Raw genomic sequence first — 17915 nt, 5'->3', positions numbered from 1 at the left:
AGATTAAAGAAATTTATCTTTCTGGTACTAATTTTAGCACCAGAAAGATACTTTTTATTTTAATATAATGCTTTTATTTCTTTAAATGTAGAGTAACTATTTGATGAATTATTTGGTAGTTATTTATCACCTTTAAACATAGAATCTAATTCGTGCCATAAACTTTTATTTGAATTAACTTCACCCATCGCTATTAAAGATTGTTGTGTAGCCATTAAGTTTGAACCTTGTCCTATTAAATATTCATATGATCCAGATGCTACTCCTTCTTGTATCTGAAATTTCATAAGCGCATCTACTATATTTCTCCATTTAGGTTCATTTAAATTTTCTCCTACACTCATAAGCCCTGTCATTGCCATTGCTGTTGAATTTGAATTTTCTTTATTATATGCTTCAAACGTCCCATTTTCTTTTTGTATAGTATTTAAACATTCTACTGCTTTTTCTATACTTGCATCTGCTTTTTCATTTCCTTTAAAAAATGATAGTGATATTAATGCCATACCTGTCATATCTGGATCTGCCTGATTTCCAAAGAATGCAAATCCACCATTATTTAATTGGTTTGATACTAATGAATCTAATGCTTTTTCTCTATCATAATCTTCATCAGTTACTTCTAGAGCTATCATCCCCCAAATTTGAGAATTCACTCCTCCTGGTAAGTTTCCATTTTTATCTTGCTTGTCTGCTAATATTTTGCTCAAGTTTACTTTTTTATCAGTATAACTATTTGGATTTTCTCCTCTTGAAACTAATCCTAATAAGTATCCTGCATCACTTGTTACTGATGTATTTGTAGTTATTATATTTGATGTCCATTCAGGCAGCTTATATGATGATTTTATTATATCTTCTCCTGCTGATGTAAGAGCTAACATATCCCACCAAGATAATACATGATTTAATCCTTTATAGTAATTTACTGTATTTTCTACAGATTTATCTATTTTATCTACATATAGTACTTTTGATATTTCACTAAATGCATCTGTCATATTATAAAGACTGTTTTTACCTTCTACAAATCTATCATATGCAACAAGTGCGTATGCTCCTTGATCTGTAGCCATTGCGTTGACAGTTCCATCTAGTGTGTGTTTAAATCCTCCACCTTCTACGTAAAATTCCATTATCGCAGGTATTACCCAGTTTCCATCACCTTTTATAAATCTAGAATCTGTTTTAGGGTCTATTCCAAGAGCAGTAAGAGCTACTATTACTTGTGCTATACTCTCAGAGTTTAGACTTCCCCAACTATCATATCCACCATTTGCAAGTTGGATATTAGATAATATATCAAGTGCTCTATCTATATAAGGCTTTACCTTTTCTTGGTCTTTATATTTTGCTAATGATTGAAGTGCCATAGCTGTTATATCTGGATCTGGTGTATTTCCACTAAGAGCCCATCCACCTATTGTTCCATCATCTTGAGTTATTTCTTTATTTAATATATATTCAATAAGATTATCTCTTGTAGTTTGTTTTTTAACACCCTCAACAGTTGGTATTTCATAGTTGTTTGTATCTAATGCTATAAGAGCAAATATTGGTCCATTTATTCCTTGTCTTATTACTTTATTAAAGTCTGCAAGTTTTTCTAAAAGATTATATCCTCCAACATTAGTAACATCTTTACCTATAGATGTTAATCCTAATATAACTCTTGAGTATTCTGTATATTTTACGCTGTGTAAATTACCATTTTTTGCTGTTAATTCATTGACTACATTTTCGTAATATTTATCATAATACTCTTTTGGCACATTATATCCACTTCTTGCTAGTGAAAGTACTGTCCATTCTCCGCCTATAGTACCTATCTTAGGATCTGGAGTATTTTTATACATATATTCTCCAGTTTTATTTATGGCATCTTTAATAGATACACTAGGTAAAACCACATCTATGTTACTTTGTAAAATCTGTGCAAAAGACATTGGTATATGCCCTAAGAATATACTCAATGAAAGAACCATAGAAATTACTATTTTTAAAAGTCTATTTTTCTTTTTCACTTTATTATCCCCCTTGTCTCATCTTAACGATACAGTCTATTTTAAAGCCTCCTTAAGCTCTTTTAATGCTACATCTACTTTACTTTGAGCTATATCTACAACTTCAAGTACTTTATATGCATTATCATAAGCATCTTTCACTTCTTTTTTATCTAACAACTCAGCTTTATTAGGTGCACTATTTATTTCAGCTACTTCTCTAGTAAGGCTATCTTTGTTTGCTATTTTAACAAAAGGCTCTCCTGCTCCAAATCCATCTCCACCGATGTCAGCCCCATATCCATAAGTAGTAAATTGCCATCTTATTACATCTCCGTCTTTTGGAATACAACCAGATGCTCCAACATTTGGGAAACTATTATTTACAACATACATCCATCCTGACATAAATGTATAATCAAATTCTCCTAACCAGTTTGCCTCTTCTCTTTCTCCTATTTCTCCACATTTATCAAGTATATACTGTGGTACATTAGGAGTCCTTGTATCATTATCTTTTACTTTAGATAAATAAAATGAAGATTCAATATCTCCCATATTTTTATAATTTCCATACCCCAACAATCGCGTTAGTATGTCTGCATTATTGTCACCTTCATAAAAAGGAACTTTAACTGGATCTTTTATGTACCCTAGCCCTAAGGTAAATTTTTCAACAGATACAATTACATGTCCCTTAGGTTCGTTATTCATTTGTGATTCTTGTGCAAAAGAGATTGGTATACTTCCTAGGAATATACTTAATGAAATCACCATAGAAAGTACTGATTTTAAAAATATATTTTTCTTTTTCACTACTTTTTCCTCCTTATCTAATCTTCTATATCCTATTTCTTATATAAACCTTTTATATCTTCAAATGCCTTTTCACATCCGCCTCCAATTTGTGTCATTTTTTTAACTTCTTTATTTTTTAGAACATTTTTTTGATACTCACTTAAGCTATTTCCTACAATAACAACTGGTGAGTTTTCTTTTGCAGCTAATACACCAACTGATAATGCATCTATTAATTGATCTTGCTTAACACTTCCATTTTTACATACAAACATATTGTCTAATTTGCTACTTGTATAGAATTTCTCTATTATCTTAGCATTAGTTTCATTTCTGTCTAATCCACCAATTCTTTCACTATTTGGTAGTTTACTTTCTATTTCAGTTGATATAACTCCCGTTTGCCCTATTATATATGTTTTTTGTATATTATTATCTTTAATAAATTGATCATATATGTTTGTCCCTTTGTTTGGCATAAGAACTATTGGCATATTTTTATTAGCTGCTACTGCTGCTATTGAAGTTGCATCTGAAAGTCCTTTTTCTCCATTTACTACTGCTATTTCAGATACATTAGATATCTTCTTAGCTATTTCTAATGATGTTTCAAATCTTGTACTTCCTGATATTCTATCTACTTTTATTCCCATTTTTTCTAATTCGCTTTTGACAGCTTTAGATACAACGCTTTCTCCACCTATTATAAAAGCATTTTTAGCTTGTAATCTTTCTAATTCTGACTTTGTTTCTTTATTTAATTTATCTGTATTTGTCAATAAAATAGGTGCATCTTTTTGTTTTGCAAATGGTGTAGCAGCTAGTGCATCTGGTAATTTATCTCCATTTACTATTACTACATTATTGGTACTATCCCATCCACTCTTTGATACCTTAACTGCTGTTTCATATCTTGTATTTCCAATTATTTTTTCTTCTTTTACTTCCTCAGGCTTCACCTCTGGTTTCTCTTCTGGTGGGTTTGGTCTTACTGGTGGTTTTATGTCTGGAGTAACTGGTGGCTCTGGCGTAACCGGTGGTTCTGGATCTGCATTTAAAGCATCATTAAGTTGTTCTAACGAATTATTTACTTCTATTTGAGATGAATCTACCTTTTCAAGAACTTTATATGCCTTATCATATGCATTTTTAACTTGAGTATTTGAAAGAATTTTAGATTTATCTGATGAACTGTTTATTTCTGCTACTTCTTTTGTAAGTAAGTCTTTATTAGCTATATCAACATATGGTTTTCCTGCTCCAAATCCATTTGCACCAATATCCATTCCATATCCATATGTAGTGAATTGCCATCTTATAACATCCCCATCTTTAGGCCAACATACAGAACTTCCATAGTTTGGGAACCAGTTATTTACACAATACATCCACCCTGACATATTGGTATAATCAAATTCACCTAAAAATCCTGGTTCTAATCTTTCATATTCAACACTGTTACCATCCTTTTCTATTTCCTCTAGTATGTATTTAGGTATATTTGTTTTTTCAGATCCATCAAAACCATCTTTTACACTTGCTAAATAAAATCCTGTTTCTACAGTTCCTGAAGTATCTCCTATACTACCAGTATTTGTGTAATTGTCTTTACCACCTAATAATTCATCTATTAAATGTGCTACACTCTGCCCCTCATAAAATGGTACTTTAACTGGATCTTTTATGTACCCTTGACCTAAAGTAAATTTCTCTACAGATATAGTCACATATCCCTTCGGAGACTCTGCAAAAGATATCGGTATACTTACTAAACATATAGCTATTGTTATTAATAATGTAGTTATTTTTTTAGCTATCTTATTTCTCACTTTCTTCTCCCCCTCTAATTTAATTGCTTTATTTCCCTAATTAAATTTATAGAACTATCTCCTCCTCTTATTTTAAATAATCTTTTAAATTACTAGTTATTAATCAACATATAGCTACTATTTTTTAACTATTTCATAAAAAAAATAGATATTTATTACAAATATCTATCTAGAAAGGGCTATTCTAATGTAGTATATAAACAAAATACTACATTTTCTAAAATCTCTCCCCAGAAAGATATATTTGGTATAGGCAGGTCTCCTGGCTTACGATTCATCCTCTTTAGCACCTTCCCGTTTTTCACAGTGGTATTGCTAATTCGTCATCGAATACAGTTACTGGGGCAGCTTTGGCATCTAACCAAATTCCCTATTAAGTAATAATTACACCTTTACCATTTATACTTACTTTTTATTTTGAATAATTTATTGAAATAATAACTTATAATTTATTTAGCTAATCTATGTAAACCTACTTAAAAAATTTATTCTATACTATTATTATATATCTGTGAATTGTTTTAATTGTGTCATAATTGTGTTGTAATTGTGTCATAAATAGTACATTTTATAAAATATTACAAAATATACTAAAGTATTTATCTAAAACTGACTTAGTATCCGCTATAATTCATATAAATAAATGAAAAAAGAGAGCTATTTAATATATTAAATAGCTCTCTTTTTAATTTATTTATCACATAGATATCTCCAGATATATTTTTATTAAGATGTTGCAAGCTTATATCCAACTCCATATATTGATTTAATTTTCCAACTTAAATCATATTGTTTAATCTTTTTCCTAAGTCTTTTAATTTGAGTATCTACAACTCTAGTATCTCCAAGATAGTCATACCCCCAAACTTCAGATAATATATGCTCTCTATTTAATATATTATCTGGATTAGAAACAAGCATATGAAGTATTTTTATTTCCTTTGGTGTAATTTTTACTAACTCTCCTTTTATGTATACCTCATAGCTATCTATATTAATTTCAAGATCTTTATATTTTATATAATTGCTTGTTTTTTTTATATTTTCTGTTCTCCTTAACACTGCCTTTATGCGTGTTACAACTTCTCTTTCTGAAAATGGCTTTGCAATATAATCATCTGCACCTAATTCTAAACCAATTATCCTATCTATAGTTTCTGATTTCTCACTAAGTATAATAATTGGTACATTACTATTTTTACGAATCTCTCTGCAAACATCAGTACCTGACATATTTTGCATCATCAAGTCTAATAAGATTAAATTAGGCTTAATCGTCTTTGCTTTGTATAATGCTTCTACTCCATCATATGCAGATACATAGTTCATCCCCTCTAATTTTAAATATTTTCCCATTGTGTCATGCACTGACTCTTGAGCATCACATATCAAAATTGATATATTTGACACTTTATTTCACACTCCCCACTTTGTAAAATTGACTTTTTATATATATAAAGAAGTTCTTTTATCTGGGGGATAAAACATTTTATAAAATTAATTACTCCTAAATTAATTTAATAAAAGTTTAAAAACTCAACCATATTGGCTGAGTTTTCTTTATATCATTAATGCATTTATCTCATATTTGATAATAAGAATATTCCCCATCCCCGAAGAACTTCTTTGATATTATAGGCAGGTATCCTGGCTTAGCTTCATCCTACTAGTTTACCTTCCCATAAAAATCTTACAGTGGTTTTAAACGTTCGTCCACATTACAGTAGCGGGTGCTGCAAAGGCTTTGACCTTTTTCCCTTTATGCTATATTAAAGCACCTACAATATTTTAAGTTGTTATCTATAATATAATACTATACTACCTTTAGTATTTTTTCAACATGCATAAACATTTTACTATAAAATATAATAAAAAAACTGCACAAATTATTATTGTACAGTTTTATAGCTTAATATATTTATTTAATATTCATCCAGACAAGTTCGCCAGGATTTAGTGTTAAAGTTTCAACTACTTCTCCTTTTACATATACATCTGTAATTTGTGTTTCAAAAGAGTTATTTATAACAGCCATTTTTGAAACTTCAGTAAACGCTGCACACTCTGTATTTATATTACTTACATAGTATTCTTTCATCTTATCTTCCATATTTTTAGCCCAGTAAATACTTCTTAAAAGTAATCTACAGTTTTCTGGAGTATACGGAAGTCCTGACATATAAACTGCTCTACCTTTTCCATAAGTGTTAGTAGATAAAGCTATATCTCCTTTATGAATAGATAGTATTTCTACACTATTTCTCTTTTTAAATACTCCTTCTTTACCTTCACCAAAGTTAAATTTATCACTTATTTCATCTATTATAAAGTGATTTTTAGTTTCTTCATGATACTTTCTATATGATAATCCATAAGTTAATTCTCTATCTACTCCAAGTACATCAAATAATTGGAAGTACTTGCCTTGCTTTTGATAAGCAGTAGGTTCACCCACTCCTATAAATCCTCCGCCTTCATATACCCATTTTCTTAAAGTAGTTATTATTTCTTCATCTATCCAGTTTTCTCCACCACTCCAAGCAGTCATAGCATCTCCAGCATTTATTATTACTCCAATATCACTTGGTACTCCATCTCTTATATCTTCAAAGTTTATAAATTCAACATCTACTGGCATTCCACTTAAGCACTCTATTACCCCAACGTATGAATATATTTCTTTGTACCAAAGAGCGTGAGCTACTTGGTTTGTTTGCCAACTTCTCATTTTTCCAAAACAGTTAAGTATAGCTACTTTAAATGGTGCAGTGTGAGCTAATGTTTCTTTTATATTATCATGTATTGTTCTAAATTCTTCACATATTCTTTCTACTTCTTCAACAAATTCAGGAAACTGTAGTGCTAATCCTAAATATCCACCATAACCTATTCTATCAAGTGGCTTTCTAAGTATTGCACGTCTTGCTTGAGTCCAGTTTTCTCTAGCTTCTCCTACTGGGTCTCCACCTTCTCTAAATACATCTGGGAAGAAGTATGGTAAAAATCTACCTTCTGTATATTTAACACCTGGAATATCTGATATCATTCTCATAGTAGTTCCATTACCAACTGAACCTACTACTGCATCAAGACCTATTGATTCAAAATATTTTCCATATGGCTCTGTACCTATCCAGTTATCACCTAAAAACATCATAGCTTCTTTTTTAGCATCATGTGCTATATCTACAAATTCCTTAGCATGAGTTGCTACAAACTTTGATTGGAAATCTACAAAGTCTAAATATTCTTTAGAAGGTATTCTAAATGGTGAATTGTAGTATCCTTCATCTATAATATCTTCAGCTCTAAGTCTATATCCTTTTTCTTTTTCAAATTCATCTAAACACTCTTTACTAAGAGATGAAGAATACCCAAACCAATCAACAAACTTTTCTTTTGCCATATCATTATATATTAATGTAAAGTGGTAAAAGAAAGTTGTAAATCTTACTACATCTATTTCTGGATTTTCTTCTATCCAATATTTAAGATAACTTTTCATATGTTCAAATGTTTCTTTATGTCTTCCATCATAAGGCATTTCATGAGGCTTATCTCCCCAATTGTTAGTTATATGGTTATACATTTGAGTTGGGTCCCATATTTGGTAAACTAAAAAGCTTACTGTATATTCATGAAAAGGTATAGCTTCTTTTACTATCACATTTTCAGTCTCATAGTTATATTCCCACTTATCACTGTCTAATTTTTCACCAGTAGTTCTATCTATAACTTCCCATAAAGTTTTAATATCATCTTTTGTGTTTGGTTTAAATTGTTCTTTATAAAAACCTTTCATTATATCTATCGAAAGTGTTGATTCTGTTGCTATTTGTGAATCACTTACAATATATAATTGTTGAAGTTGGTCTGAATGGTCTTTTGCCCATTTTTGATCATTTCTTGTTGGTAGATACGTTGAGTACATTTTTAAATTTAAGCTTTGTAAATCACTTGATAATTTTGTACCATCACAATCTCTAATTGCATCTGCTCCCCACTTTTGTATGACTTCTTTCATTAATTCATCAATTCCTACATCTGTTGGTATTGTTACTCTTCCCTTACCTGCCATTTGTCCTTCCCCCCATTTTTGTATTAGTATGTATTAGTTTTAATTTTCCTATTAAAATCTACATAAGTAAAATTAATTGTATAAACTTTAATAGAAAAATTATTATTGTTTAATGTATTCAAAATATATCTATATTTTATAAAAAAAGGCTGCAGCTAAGCAGCCTTTTTTATTTCACTTTCTATAGTGAATTATTTACTCATTGCACTTATTACTTTTTCATTTGATTTCTTTAATCCATCAACCCATCCTTGTGCACTTACTTCTCCGTTAAATACAGCTCCTGCTTTACCAAATACTTCTTCTCTCATATTTATTTCAGTATTTTCTACAGTTTTCCAAGCTTCAACTATTGGCTTTACTCCACTTTCAAATACTGTTAAACAATTGTAGTTTGATTCTGGTAAATATTGTTTCGCTATATTTAGAGCATCTTTAGTTGGAACTACGGCTTGATTTAATTTAGCATTGGCTTCTACCATTTCATCACTGTATAAGAATCTCATGAATTCTTTAGATGTTTCTATGTTATCAGAATTTTTTGGTATATACATTTCTTCTATCATTGTAGATACAAATTGATCTGAACCTTCTTTAGCAGCTGGTGGTGCCATGAATCCCCACTTCCATCCTTCTTGGATAGCATCTTTCATTTCACCTTCATACCAGTTACCATTAGGACAGAATAAAGCTTCCCCTTTTAAGTGAGCAGTTTGAGCTTGAATATGGTTCATAGCTACTGTTCCTTTTAATAAATCTCCATCTTTTCCTATTTTTTCTATATTAGCAAGTGCCTCTTTAACTTCTGGCTTATCCCAAGCACCTTCTTTAAAATTAAATATATCTTCTACTGCACTTTCACCAGCATATGATGCTATTGCTGGCCATACTATTGCTTCTAAGTATCCTGGGCTTTGACCTTGGTATGTAAATAAAGCTACACCTTCAGCCTTAGCTTTTTTGCCTAATTCAAAGAATTGATCCCAAGTTTTCGGAACTTCCCATCCCTTTTCTTCAAATAATGCTTTATTATACCAAAGACCTGTTACATTATAATAAAGTGGTGCAAGGTAAACTTTTCCATCTTCATATGGAGCACAAGATGGCTTATCTAAGAATCCTTCCATCATCTTATCTTTTATTGGCTTATCTTCTCCTGGTGCAGGTTTTTCAAATACATCTGTTAAATCAGCTAAGTTTTTATCTTTTATTAAAGCTTTAGCAACACTTTGAGCATTTTGAGCACTATGGTATATAAAATCCGGAGAATTTCCACTTGCTATTTGTGGTCTTATTACATCTCCTATATTCGGACTTGCATTTAATACAACATCAACATCTGGATATTTTTCCTCAAATTTCTTTTCTGCTTCTTCCCAAAATGCCGTACCAAATCCCCCTTCAAATACTGCTACATCAAGTTTCCCCTCAATTTTTCCTGAAGCTGCTTCTCCTTTAGCACCTTCATCTTTTTTATCTCCCTCTGTAGATGAACAACCAACTAGTGATCCCATAACCATAACTGTAACTGCTAATAATGATCCTATTTTTTTAAATGGATGCTTCATAATACCCCTCCTAGCTTTTTTATAAGAAATCTTCATTTGAAATCGTTTTCTTAATATAATTGTAAATCATTTAATTTTATATCAAAATATAAAATTTTTACATTAATATGGATAATTATTACAATTTATTGTACTTTTCTCTATACTCACTAGGTGTTATATTAAAAAATTTAGTAAACAATCTACTAAAGTATAATTGATCTTGAATTCCAACATTTATAGCTACATCCTTTACTCTCATATCGCTTTGTTTTAAAAGTTCTTTTGCTTTTTCTAGTCTTTTAAGCTTTATATAATCAGATATAGTCATATCTAATTCATCTTTAAATATTCTACTTAAGTATGATTCATTCATGTTTACAAGCTTTGCTAATAATTCTAGAGATAATTTCTTAGATAAATTATGATTTATATATTCAACTATTTTTTTAACTTCTCTTCTACATTTAGCTACTTTTGAATTTATTTTATAGTCATCTTCTTCTCTTTGTTCCTCTATTAATTTTAACGACTCTTCAATATTGCTACATTTTTTATGTATAACTTTTTCAAACTCCATATCTAAATATTGAGCTACATTCCTTGTTATATTTGATATTAGCAAATTTATATCATCACTTTCTTTATTTGCCTTTATGAAAACTACATATTCATTTCTTTTTATATTTATTAATGATATAAATTTGGAGTTTATATAATTAGCACAAGAACTTATTATATTTGATATAAAAGCATTTAGCTTTTTTTCTCTTTCTACATTTTCAATATCTGTACTCAAAGCTCTAAGGTATATAAATGTATAATTAGTTAAGTATTTATTTTCTAAGCTTTTTTCTAACTCTACACTTTTATCTCCTTTAAGGTACTTTTCTAAATATTCATCAATCTTAAGCTTTTCACTAGATATTTCAACAATATTACTATCTTTTATAAGCTTATTACTTTCCTTTAGTTCTTCTCTAGCTTTATTTAAAACTCCTAGTAACTCATCTTTATTTATAGTTACTTTTAAAAGATACTCAAAAGCTCCATTTTTCATAGCTTCTTTTACAGAACTAAAATCATCAAAATTACTAAGTACTATTATTTTTCCATTAAATTTCTTATTTTTTAACTCCTTAATTAAAGCATTTCCATCCATTTTAGGCATTTTTAAATCTGTAATTACTATATCTATATTTTCTTTTTCTATAATGTTAAGAGCTTCTATTCCGTCTTTGGCTAAACTTACTAAAGTCATTTCTTCTTCTTCCCAATTTATTATAGAGCTTAAAAATGTTCTTGTTATATATTCATCCTCAACTATTAATACCCTCATTATTTTATCCCCCTATTATTTTAGGAATAACTATTTTAGTTATAGTTCCATTTTGATATTTAGATGTAATTTCAAAAATGTAAACACCTTCATAATATAAATTTAATCTCTCTTTTATATTTTTAACCCCTATTCCTGCAAACTTATCTATATTAAAGTTTCCTTCTTCTAATCGTTCTTCATCTATGCCTATTCCGTTATCTATTATCTCAAAATGTATAAATTCTCCACCATCATATAATTTTATTTTTATATCATTAGTATCATTAGCTTCTTCAAATCCGTGTAGTATACAATTTTCCACTATTGGTTGAAGTATAAATTTAAGTATTTTTTCTTCTAATATACTTTCATCTATAAAATATTCGATATTAAATGAATCTCCATATCTAATCTTTTGTATTGTAATATAATTTTTTACATTTTCTATTTCCTGATTTACACTTATAAATTCATCTTTATTAAGTATTATACTTCTTAGTAGTTTTGCTAATGCTTCAAGACCACTTCCTACAGTATTGTCATTATTCATAATAGCTACATATCTTAAGCTTCCTAATGTATTAAATAGAAAATGAGGGTTTATTTGAGCTTGTAGCATACGAAGTGTAACTTCTCTTTTTTCTTTTTCTCTTAATTTAACAGTATGTATAAGAACTTTAAGTTTTTTAGACATTTCATTATATTTTTGCATTATAAATGATATCTCATCATTTCCACTAATTATCATTTCTTCTCCTATTGTACTTTCCTCTACATTATTCATTGTATAAACTATTTCATTTATAGGCTTTGTTATAGATTTATGTATAATTATTGCAATGAAAATAGATAATGCTAACATAGCTATAGCTACAAGTGCATAGGTTATGTAAATATCAGTACAACTTGAATATATAAAACTGTATGGTATTATGCCCAATAAATCCCATGATGCATAACTAATGCCTTTACTAGTTATTATAAATTTTTTACCGTTTATCTTGCCTATACTTGTATTATTATCGATTTCTTTTATTATTTCTATATTATCTAAATTTCTTTTTTCTATATATTGTAAATAATCCTGTTCGTATAAATTTTCACTTTTATTTATAACTAATTCTTCATTGTTTGTAACTACAATATTATTATTTTCATCTACTATAACGCCTCCACCATTAAAATTAATATTATAGTCTTTAAACATTTCTAAAATAACCTTTTCCTTAAGGGCCAAAAATATATACCCATAAGTCTTTTTACCTATTTTAATTGGCTTTGTTATTGATATATAGTTACCTTCTGCATTTGTTACTGATGTCCAGTTTATTATATTTTTACTTTTTATTGCCTTTGATATTTCATCTAATTTTGTTTCATGTTTTATATAACTAAATCCTTCGTTATATACTACATTAAAATCTTCATTTAAAAGTGTAAAATCAGCAATATCTGATATGTATGTAGTTCTTGATCGTAGTATTTTAGATAGTTCATTATTAAATCTATCTCTTTCTTTTACAGTAAGATTGTTGTATCCTTTCATATCATTTAATAATGTAGAACTCCATATAATTTCATTTGTTATAGAGTCAAACTTACTTATGTAATTAGTTATAGAATCTGTTATTAACTTCGAGGTTACTTTGTCATTTGATATTATATTGTTTTTGATTAAGTTTACTGATGTTGTATTTACCACTAAGAATATTAAAATCACTGGTACTATAGATATTATTAGAAATGATATTAAAAGCCTTTTATTTATTGTAGTTTGTCTTAACCTTTTTACTGAATATTTTGATAAATTTCCCTTTGCTGATGTGATTTTTCCCTTCATAACTTCCCCCCTTAAATACATTATATATTATTGTGTATTTATGATGCCACACTTCCCATAAAATAATATCACTATTATATACAAGCTTTCTACAGGTCTAAAATCAATATAATGTAATTGCAATAAAAAATGCGTATTTAAAATAATTTTAATGTTTTAAATACGCCATTTTATTCTTTTTACTTTTAAAATCTAACCATTTGCTATTTCTAAATTGAAATTTTCAATTATACTAGAAAGTACTTCTTCACTGCCTCTCATACCTTCATATTTACTTATTATAAAGTTTTTATCAATATTATATTTTAGCAGATCTCCATGTCTAAGAACATAAGACATATGACCTATATTTAACATACCTAAATCCATAGTTGAATCTCCAATTACAGAGAATTTTTCTATTTCCAAATAATTAACTAAATAATCAATAGCATTTTCTTTAGATATATCCTTTGGTAAAAAATAAATCTTTCTTCCACTTACATAAAAAGTCCAGTTTTTTGATCCCAAAGTTGAAGTATATTCTTCTATCATACTAACTTTAAACTCATTGTAGTCAACAACTATATAAAAGAATAATTTCTCAGCAATCTTGAAATTAGTGATTCCAGGTAATCTTGTGTATTTCTCAAAATCACTTACCATTTTTTCAATAGGACATGCTTTTTGTAGTATCTTATCAACTTCTTTATTCCATTTATCAAATATTTTATTGTCTCTTAGGATAGTTCCTCCATTTGAGGTTATTGCCCAGGTAAACTCAATATTTTTACTAGAGAAGTTTATCCTTTTAAACTGCTCAAATGTTCTAGTAGTAGTTGGTATAAATAAACCGTCTTCTTGAATCTTTTTTATATATTTTATAGTATCAAGTGAAATATAAGATATGTCTTTATTATTGTATATCTCAATATTTTCATATTTTCTATCAGTATTTAAAAACTTATTCGAATATATAACACTTCTATCTAAATCAGAAAAAACTATCATCTACATATCCCTCATATTCTTAATAATTCCACAGCAACTATATCCCTTTAAATCCATTTCTTCAACTTCAACATTCTTTTCTTTAGCCAAAATAAATATATGTCTTAGACTTTCATCATCAATATTTTTAACTAAGATTTTATTTGGAACTCTTCTAAGTAACACTCTTGTAGTCTCTCCAACCCCTGGTTTTATAAAGTTTATATCTTTAACATCATATTTTTCCTTAATTCTTGAAACATCATTATCGCCATCTTTAGTTATAATGTCACCCTTCCAATTTTTAAGTTTATTATCTATTTTTTCATATTGACTCTTAAAACAGTCCTCTATTGTATTTATATAATTTATAGACTCGTCACAATCTCTTAAGTGTTCATAAAACTTAGCACCATGAAAATCTTCTTCACCAATTAAGTCATCTCTTAAAACTGTTCTACTAACTAATCCTGACACTGTTGAATTTAAGCAAGCACTAGGTATTAAAAAGTCCTCTCTAATACCATAAAGAGAAGAATATCCGGCAGGGTCTGCAAGTACTGCAAGTGTTGAGTCAAACTTTTTATTAAATATATTTTCTAACTCTATACATGCCTTATCCAATTCTTTTGATATAGTACCCTTACCAGTCCATCCATCAACAAACTGTAACTTAGAAGTTGGATGGTTCTTTACTATATACTTTATAGCATTAATATCAATCCCTTTATCTCTTATTATAGAAATAGTATAGTGTTGTAAATCTAAATTATATCTATCTTTTAAATACCTCTTTGCAAGTATTCCAATAGGAGTACCTGCTCTTGCAAGAGATACTATAACTACATCTTTACCGTTTTTCTTAATAATCTTTTCAGACATTACACCTATTGCAAAAGCTAATTCCTCTTTGTTACTTTCTAATTTTTCTTTATATAGTTTCATATATTCTTCACTTACTTCATACTCAATAGGTATCATTTCTGAATAATGACTTCCATTTTGAATCTTAAGCTCACGCTCTTTATTTCCCTCTTCAACTATTAATGAAGATATATCTTTTAATAAAAACACTACATCATCTTTAGAATATGTCCCAAAATTTTTCAACTATAAATCTCCTCCAAATAAAAAATCCGCTTCACTTTAGCCACGTGTGGGTGAATTATTTATATCGCCAACGTCTGTTTTGCAAGCTCTCATCCTATTGCTCAATTCTAGCGTATAAAAATATCTTCATACTAAAAAATTTTATACAGCAAAGCAACTAACTATATTTAACGTGCATATAGTAGTATGTTTAAATATATTAATAATATCATTAAACTCACTTTCATCTTTCTTTGATTCAATAAATAAAAAACACTCTGAATAATTTTTTTTATCTAAATTATAAACATAGTTTTTTATCCCTTTATTATAAAAACTTTCAATCTCAAACTTAGAATTTATAGGATATCCATCTTTTTCTATCTCAATAATAGGACTTCTAGTAGTAGAATGATAAAACACTCTATCCTTACTTTCCTTTGCAAATAGCATTGGTATATACATAAATTCTTCAGTACCTAAATACAGTACATCAGAATTTTTATTTTCTATTTTTAATTTTTCACTTTCCCTCTTAACGACTTGTATAAGTTTTTCTTGGTCTTTTTTGTTTATACCAAATCTCCCCGTATGCTTAATATATTTCTTATCATTAATGTATTCATCCATATTTAAATCAATAAAATTAACTTTTATTTCTCTATTAATATTTTTAAGCTCTACGCTATCGCTAACAACAGGAATACTATCTATAGTAAAATCAAAGTTTCCTTTAAATAAGTAAACAAATTTAATCTTACAATCTAACTCTTCTTCAACTCTTTTAATTTTTTCAATATTTACTTTATCTACCCAATTAAGTATCGAACATATTGTATATCTTTTCTTAGGATACATGCTTTGTATCTTTCTAATAATATTTACGCATGTGTTAGCTGTAGTTATTTCATCATCAACTAAAAATACTTCATCTCCATTTTTTAATGTTTCTAGGTTTTCAAAATACAAGTTATGGTCTGTTGCATGAGAATGCTCTTCTAAAAATTCTAAGCTTTTATAACCATCAACAACTTCTCTTGTTGTATGTATAAACTCATAATCACCCTCTAGGTAATTAAATACACTATGACCTATAGCTGTTCCAGTTTCAGCAAATGATATTACTGTTCCATTATTTCCCTTTATATTTTTCTTTTTATAAGCCTCTACTATTAATCTACCTAAACTATCCATATCATCAGCCTTGCAAGCAAGATGCTTACCTAATACCTTAGACACAAATAAAAACCTTCTTTTAGGATTATTTCTTACAGCGATTTCTAAATAATCATCAATGTTTAAGTCTAGTGGATTATCTGTTATATTTATGTCACAATTAAATTTTAAACAACTCATCGTATTCTACCCCTTCATTTAATACTCCATATATTTGTGATAATATCATTATTTTTTTAGCCCATAATAAATGAGGATTTATTTCATTCATTCTTCCACCACAAGCACCTTTGTTAACTCCAAACTTTCCACCTACACTACTTAATATTGTTTCAGCGTCAATGTAATCTTCATACTTTACGGTACACAAAGCTTGTACTAGTGGAATTTGATTTGGATGTATAACAGTTTTTCCTACAAGTCCGTGAAATTTATCTAATAATATTTCCTTTAAATATTTATTTTTTATTTCTTCATTTTCCATATCAAATAATTCAGAAACTCCCCCGCTTATTGGGATATCTAGTTCATCTCTATTTAAATAATTTATTACATCTGTTATAAATGATGAACAAATTAAATTATCATATATAGAAAAATACTTGCTTCTTCTTATACTATACATTCCAAGTATATCGGTTACACCTATCCTTATATTTAAAATTCTTTCTTTATGATTAAGAAGGGTATTATATAATTTATTAAAACTTTCTCCTTTTGTTTCGTTACATATAAATTCCCTACTTTCTATTATTGGAATTACATATAGATTTTTAATATTAGTTGAATCTAATACTTCTATACAACCTTCAACTAAGTTTGCATTTGCCTTTGGAATTAATATACCTGTTAGTACTTCTTTATTTTCTACAATAATATCCTTAATTTTAATTAACTGTTCAACATTTCTTATTCTAATAAATATTAATGGTGTAGTCTTGAATCCTCTTATTTTATTACTACTTAAGTTTTCTAATATTAATTTAAGATTATATATAGCTTCTTTTTCCCCATTTATCCCAATAGCGTCTTCAAGACATATAGCTAAAGGTCTTACACCTCTTACTTGCCCTGTAATACTTTTGTAAATCATGTTATACTGTGTAGCTGGAACATATAAAAAAGCCCCTAGAGCGTATTTTAATATGTCAACTTCAGTGTTATTGTCAAACTCAATAGGCTTTTTAAAAAAGATTTTATCTATTTCGTTTTTATTTATATAATCAAAATATCTCAATTTGTCCTCCCCATAGTAAAATTAAAGG

Annotated in this window: 12 protein-coding genes and 2 riboswitches; all 12 genes read right to left on the bottom strand. The window is 28.4% G+C overall.

The window, feature by feature from the left end:
* Nucleotides 1-119: 119 nt before the first annotated feature.
* Nucleotides 120-2024: a prenyltransferase/squalene oxidase repeat-containing protein gene (locus JWF52_RS02495; protein ID WP_208331770.1), complete on the bottom strand. Its 1905-nt coding sequence runs from the start codon at nt 2022-2024 to the stop codon at nt 120-122.
* A gap of 36 nt (nt 2025-2060) precedes the next feature.
* Nucleotides 2061-2819: a DUF4430 domain-containing protein gene (locus tag JWF52_RS02490; protein WP_208331769.1), complete on the bottom strand. Its 759-nt coding sequence runs from the start codon at nt 2817-2819 to the stop codon at nt 2061-2063.
* Between the two features lie 32 nt (nt 2820-2851).
* Nucleotides 2852-4630: a cell wall-binding repeat-containing protein gene (locus tag JWF52_RS19595; RefSeq protein ID WP_208331768.1), complete on the bottom strand. Its 1779-nt coding sequence runs from the start codon at nt 4628-4630 to the stop codon at nt 2852-2854.
* Nucleotides 4631-4865: 235 nt separating this feature from the next.
* Nucleotides 4866-5039: riboswitch (cobalamin riboswitch) on the bottom strand.
* A gap of 317 nt (nt 5040-5356) precedes the next feature.
* Nucleotides 5357-6040, bottom strand: a complete 684-nt coding sequence (locus JWF52_RS02480; protein WP_208331767.1) for a response regulator transcription factor — start codon at nt 6038-6040, stop codon at nt 5357-5359.
* A 210-nt stretch (nt 6041-6250) separates the two neighbouring features.
* A riboswitch (cobalamin riboswitch) is annotated at nt 6251-6427 on the bottom strand.
* 121 nt (nt 6428-6548) lie between these two features.
* On the bottom strand, nt 6549-8708 hold the full coding sequence (gene gnpA / locus JWF52_RS02475) for a 1,3-beta-galactosyl-N-acetylhexosamine phosphorylase (RefSeq protein WP_208331766.1): 2160 nt from the start codon (nt 8706-8708) through the stop codon (nt 6549-6551).
* Nucleotides 8709-8899: 191 nt separating this feature from the next.
* A complete protein-coding gene (locus tag JWF52_RS02470; RefSeq protein WP_208331765.1) occupies nt 8900-10276 on the bottom strand; it encodes a carbohydrate ABC transporter substrate-binding protein in 1377 nt (458 codons plus the stop codon).
* Between the two features lie 118 nt (nt 10277-10394).
* Nucleotides 10395-11594 (bottom strand): response regulator transcription factor, encoded by a 1200-nt coding sequence (locus tag JWF52_RS02465; RefSeq protein WP_208331764.1) that lies wholly within the window; start codon nt 11592-11594, stop codon nt 10395-10397.
* Between the two features lie 4 nt (nt 11595-11598).
* On the bottom strand, nt 11599-13416 hold the full coding sequence (locus JWF52_RS02460) for a sensor histidine kinase (protein ID WP_208331763.1): 1818 nt from the start codon (nt 13414-13416) through the stop codon (nt 11599-11601).
* 192 nt (nt 13417-13608) lie between these two features.
* The gene (locus JWF52_RS02455; RefSeq protein WP_208331762.1) at nt 13609-14406 is read right to left on the bottom strand and encodes an HAD hydrolase family protein; all 798 of its coding nucleotides are present in this window, start codon (nt 14404-14406) and stop codon (nt 13609-13611) included.
* Nucleotides 14407-15495 (bottom strand): cysteine protease StiP family protein, encoded by a 1089-nt coding sequence (locus JWF52_RS02450; protein ID WP_208331761.1) that lies wholly within the window; start codon nt 15493-15495, stop codon nt 14407-14409.
* 141 nt (nt 15496-15636) lie between these two features.
* Nucleotides 15637-16830 (bottom strand): phosphoribosyltransferase family protein, encoded by a 1194-nt coding sequence (locus JWF52_RS02445; protein ID WP_208331760.1) that lies wholly within the window; start codon nt 16828-16830, stop codon nt 15637-15639.
* Complete coding sequence (locus tag JWF52_RS02440) at nt 16811-17887, bottom strand: HpcH/HpaI aldolase/citrate lyase family protein (RefSeq protein WP_208331759.1); 1077 nt, start codon at nt 17885-17887, stop codon at nt 16811-16813. Before JWF52_RS02440 ends, JWF52_RS02445 begins: the two co-directional genes overlap by 20 nt.
* Nucleotides 17888-17915 lie beyond the last annotated feature (28 nt).

This window comes from Clostridium sp. CCUG 7971, assembly GCF_017590215.1.
GTDB lineage: Bacteria > Bacillota > Clostridia > Peptostreptococcales > Peptostreptococcaceae > Faecalimicrobium.
The sequence above is the reverse complement of the archived record's forward strand: the minus strand, read 5'-3'. Positions and strand labels throughout refer to the sequence as shown.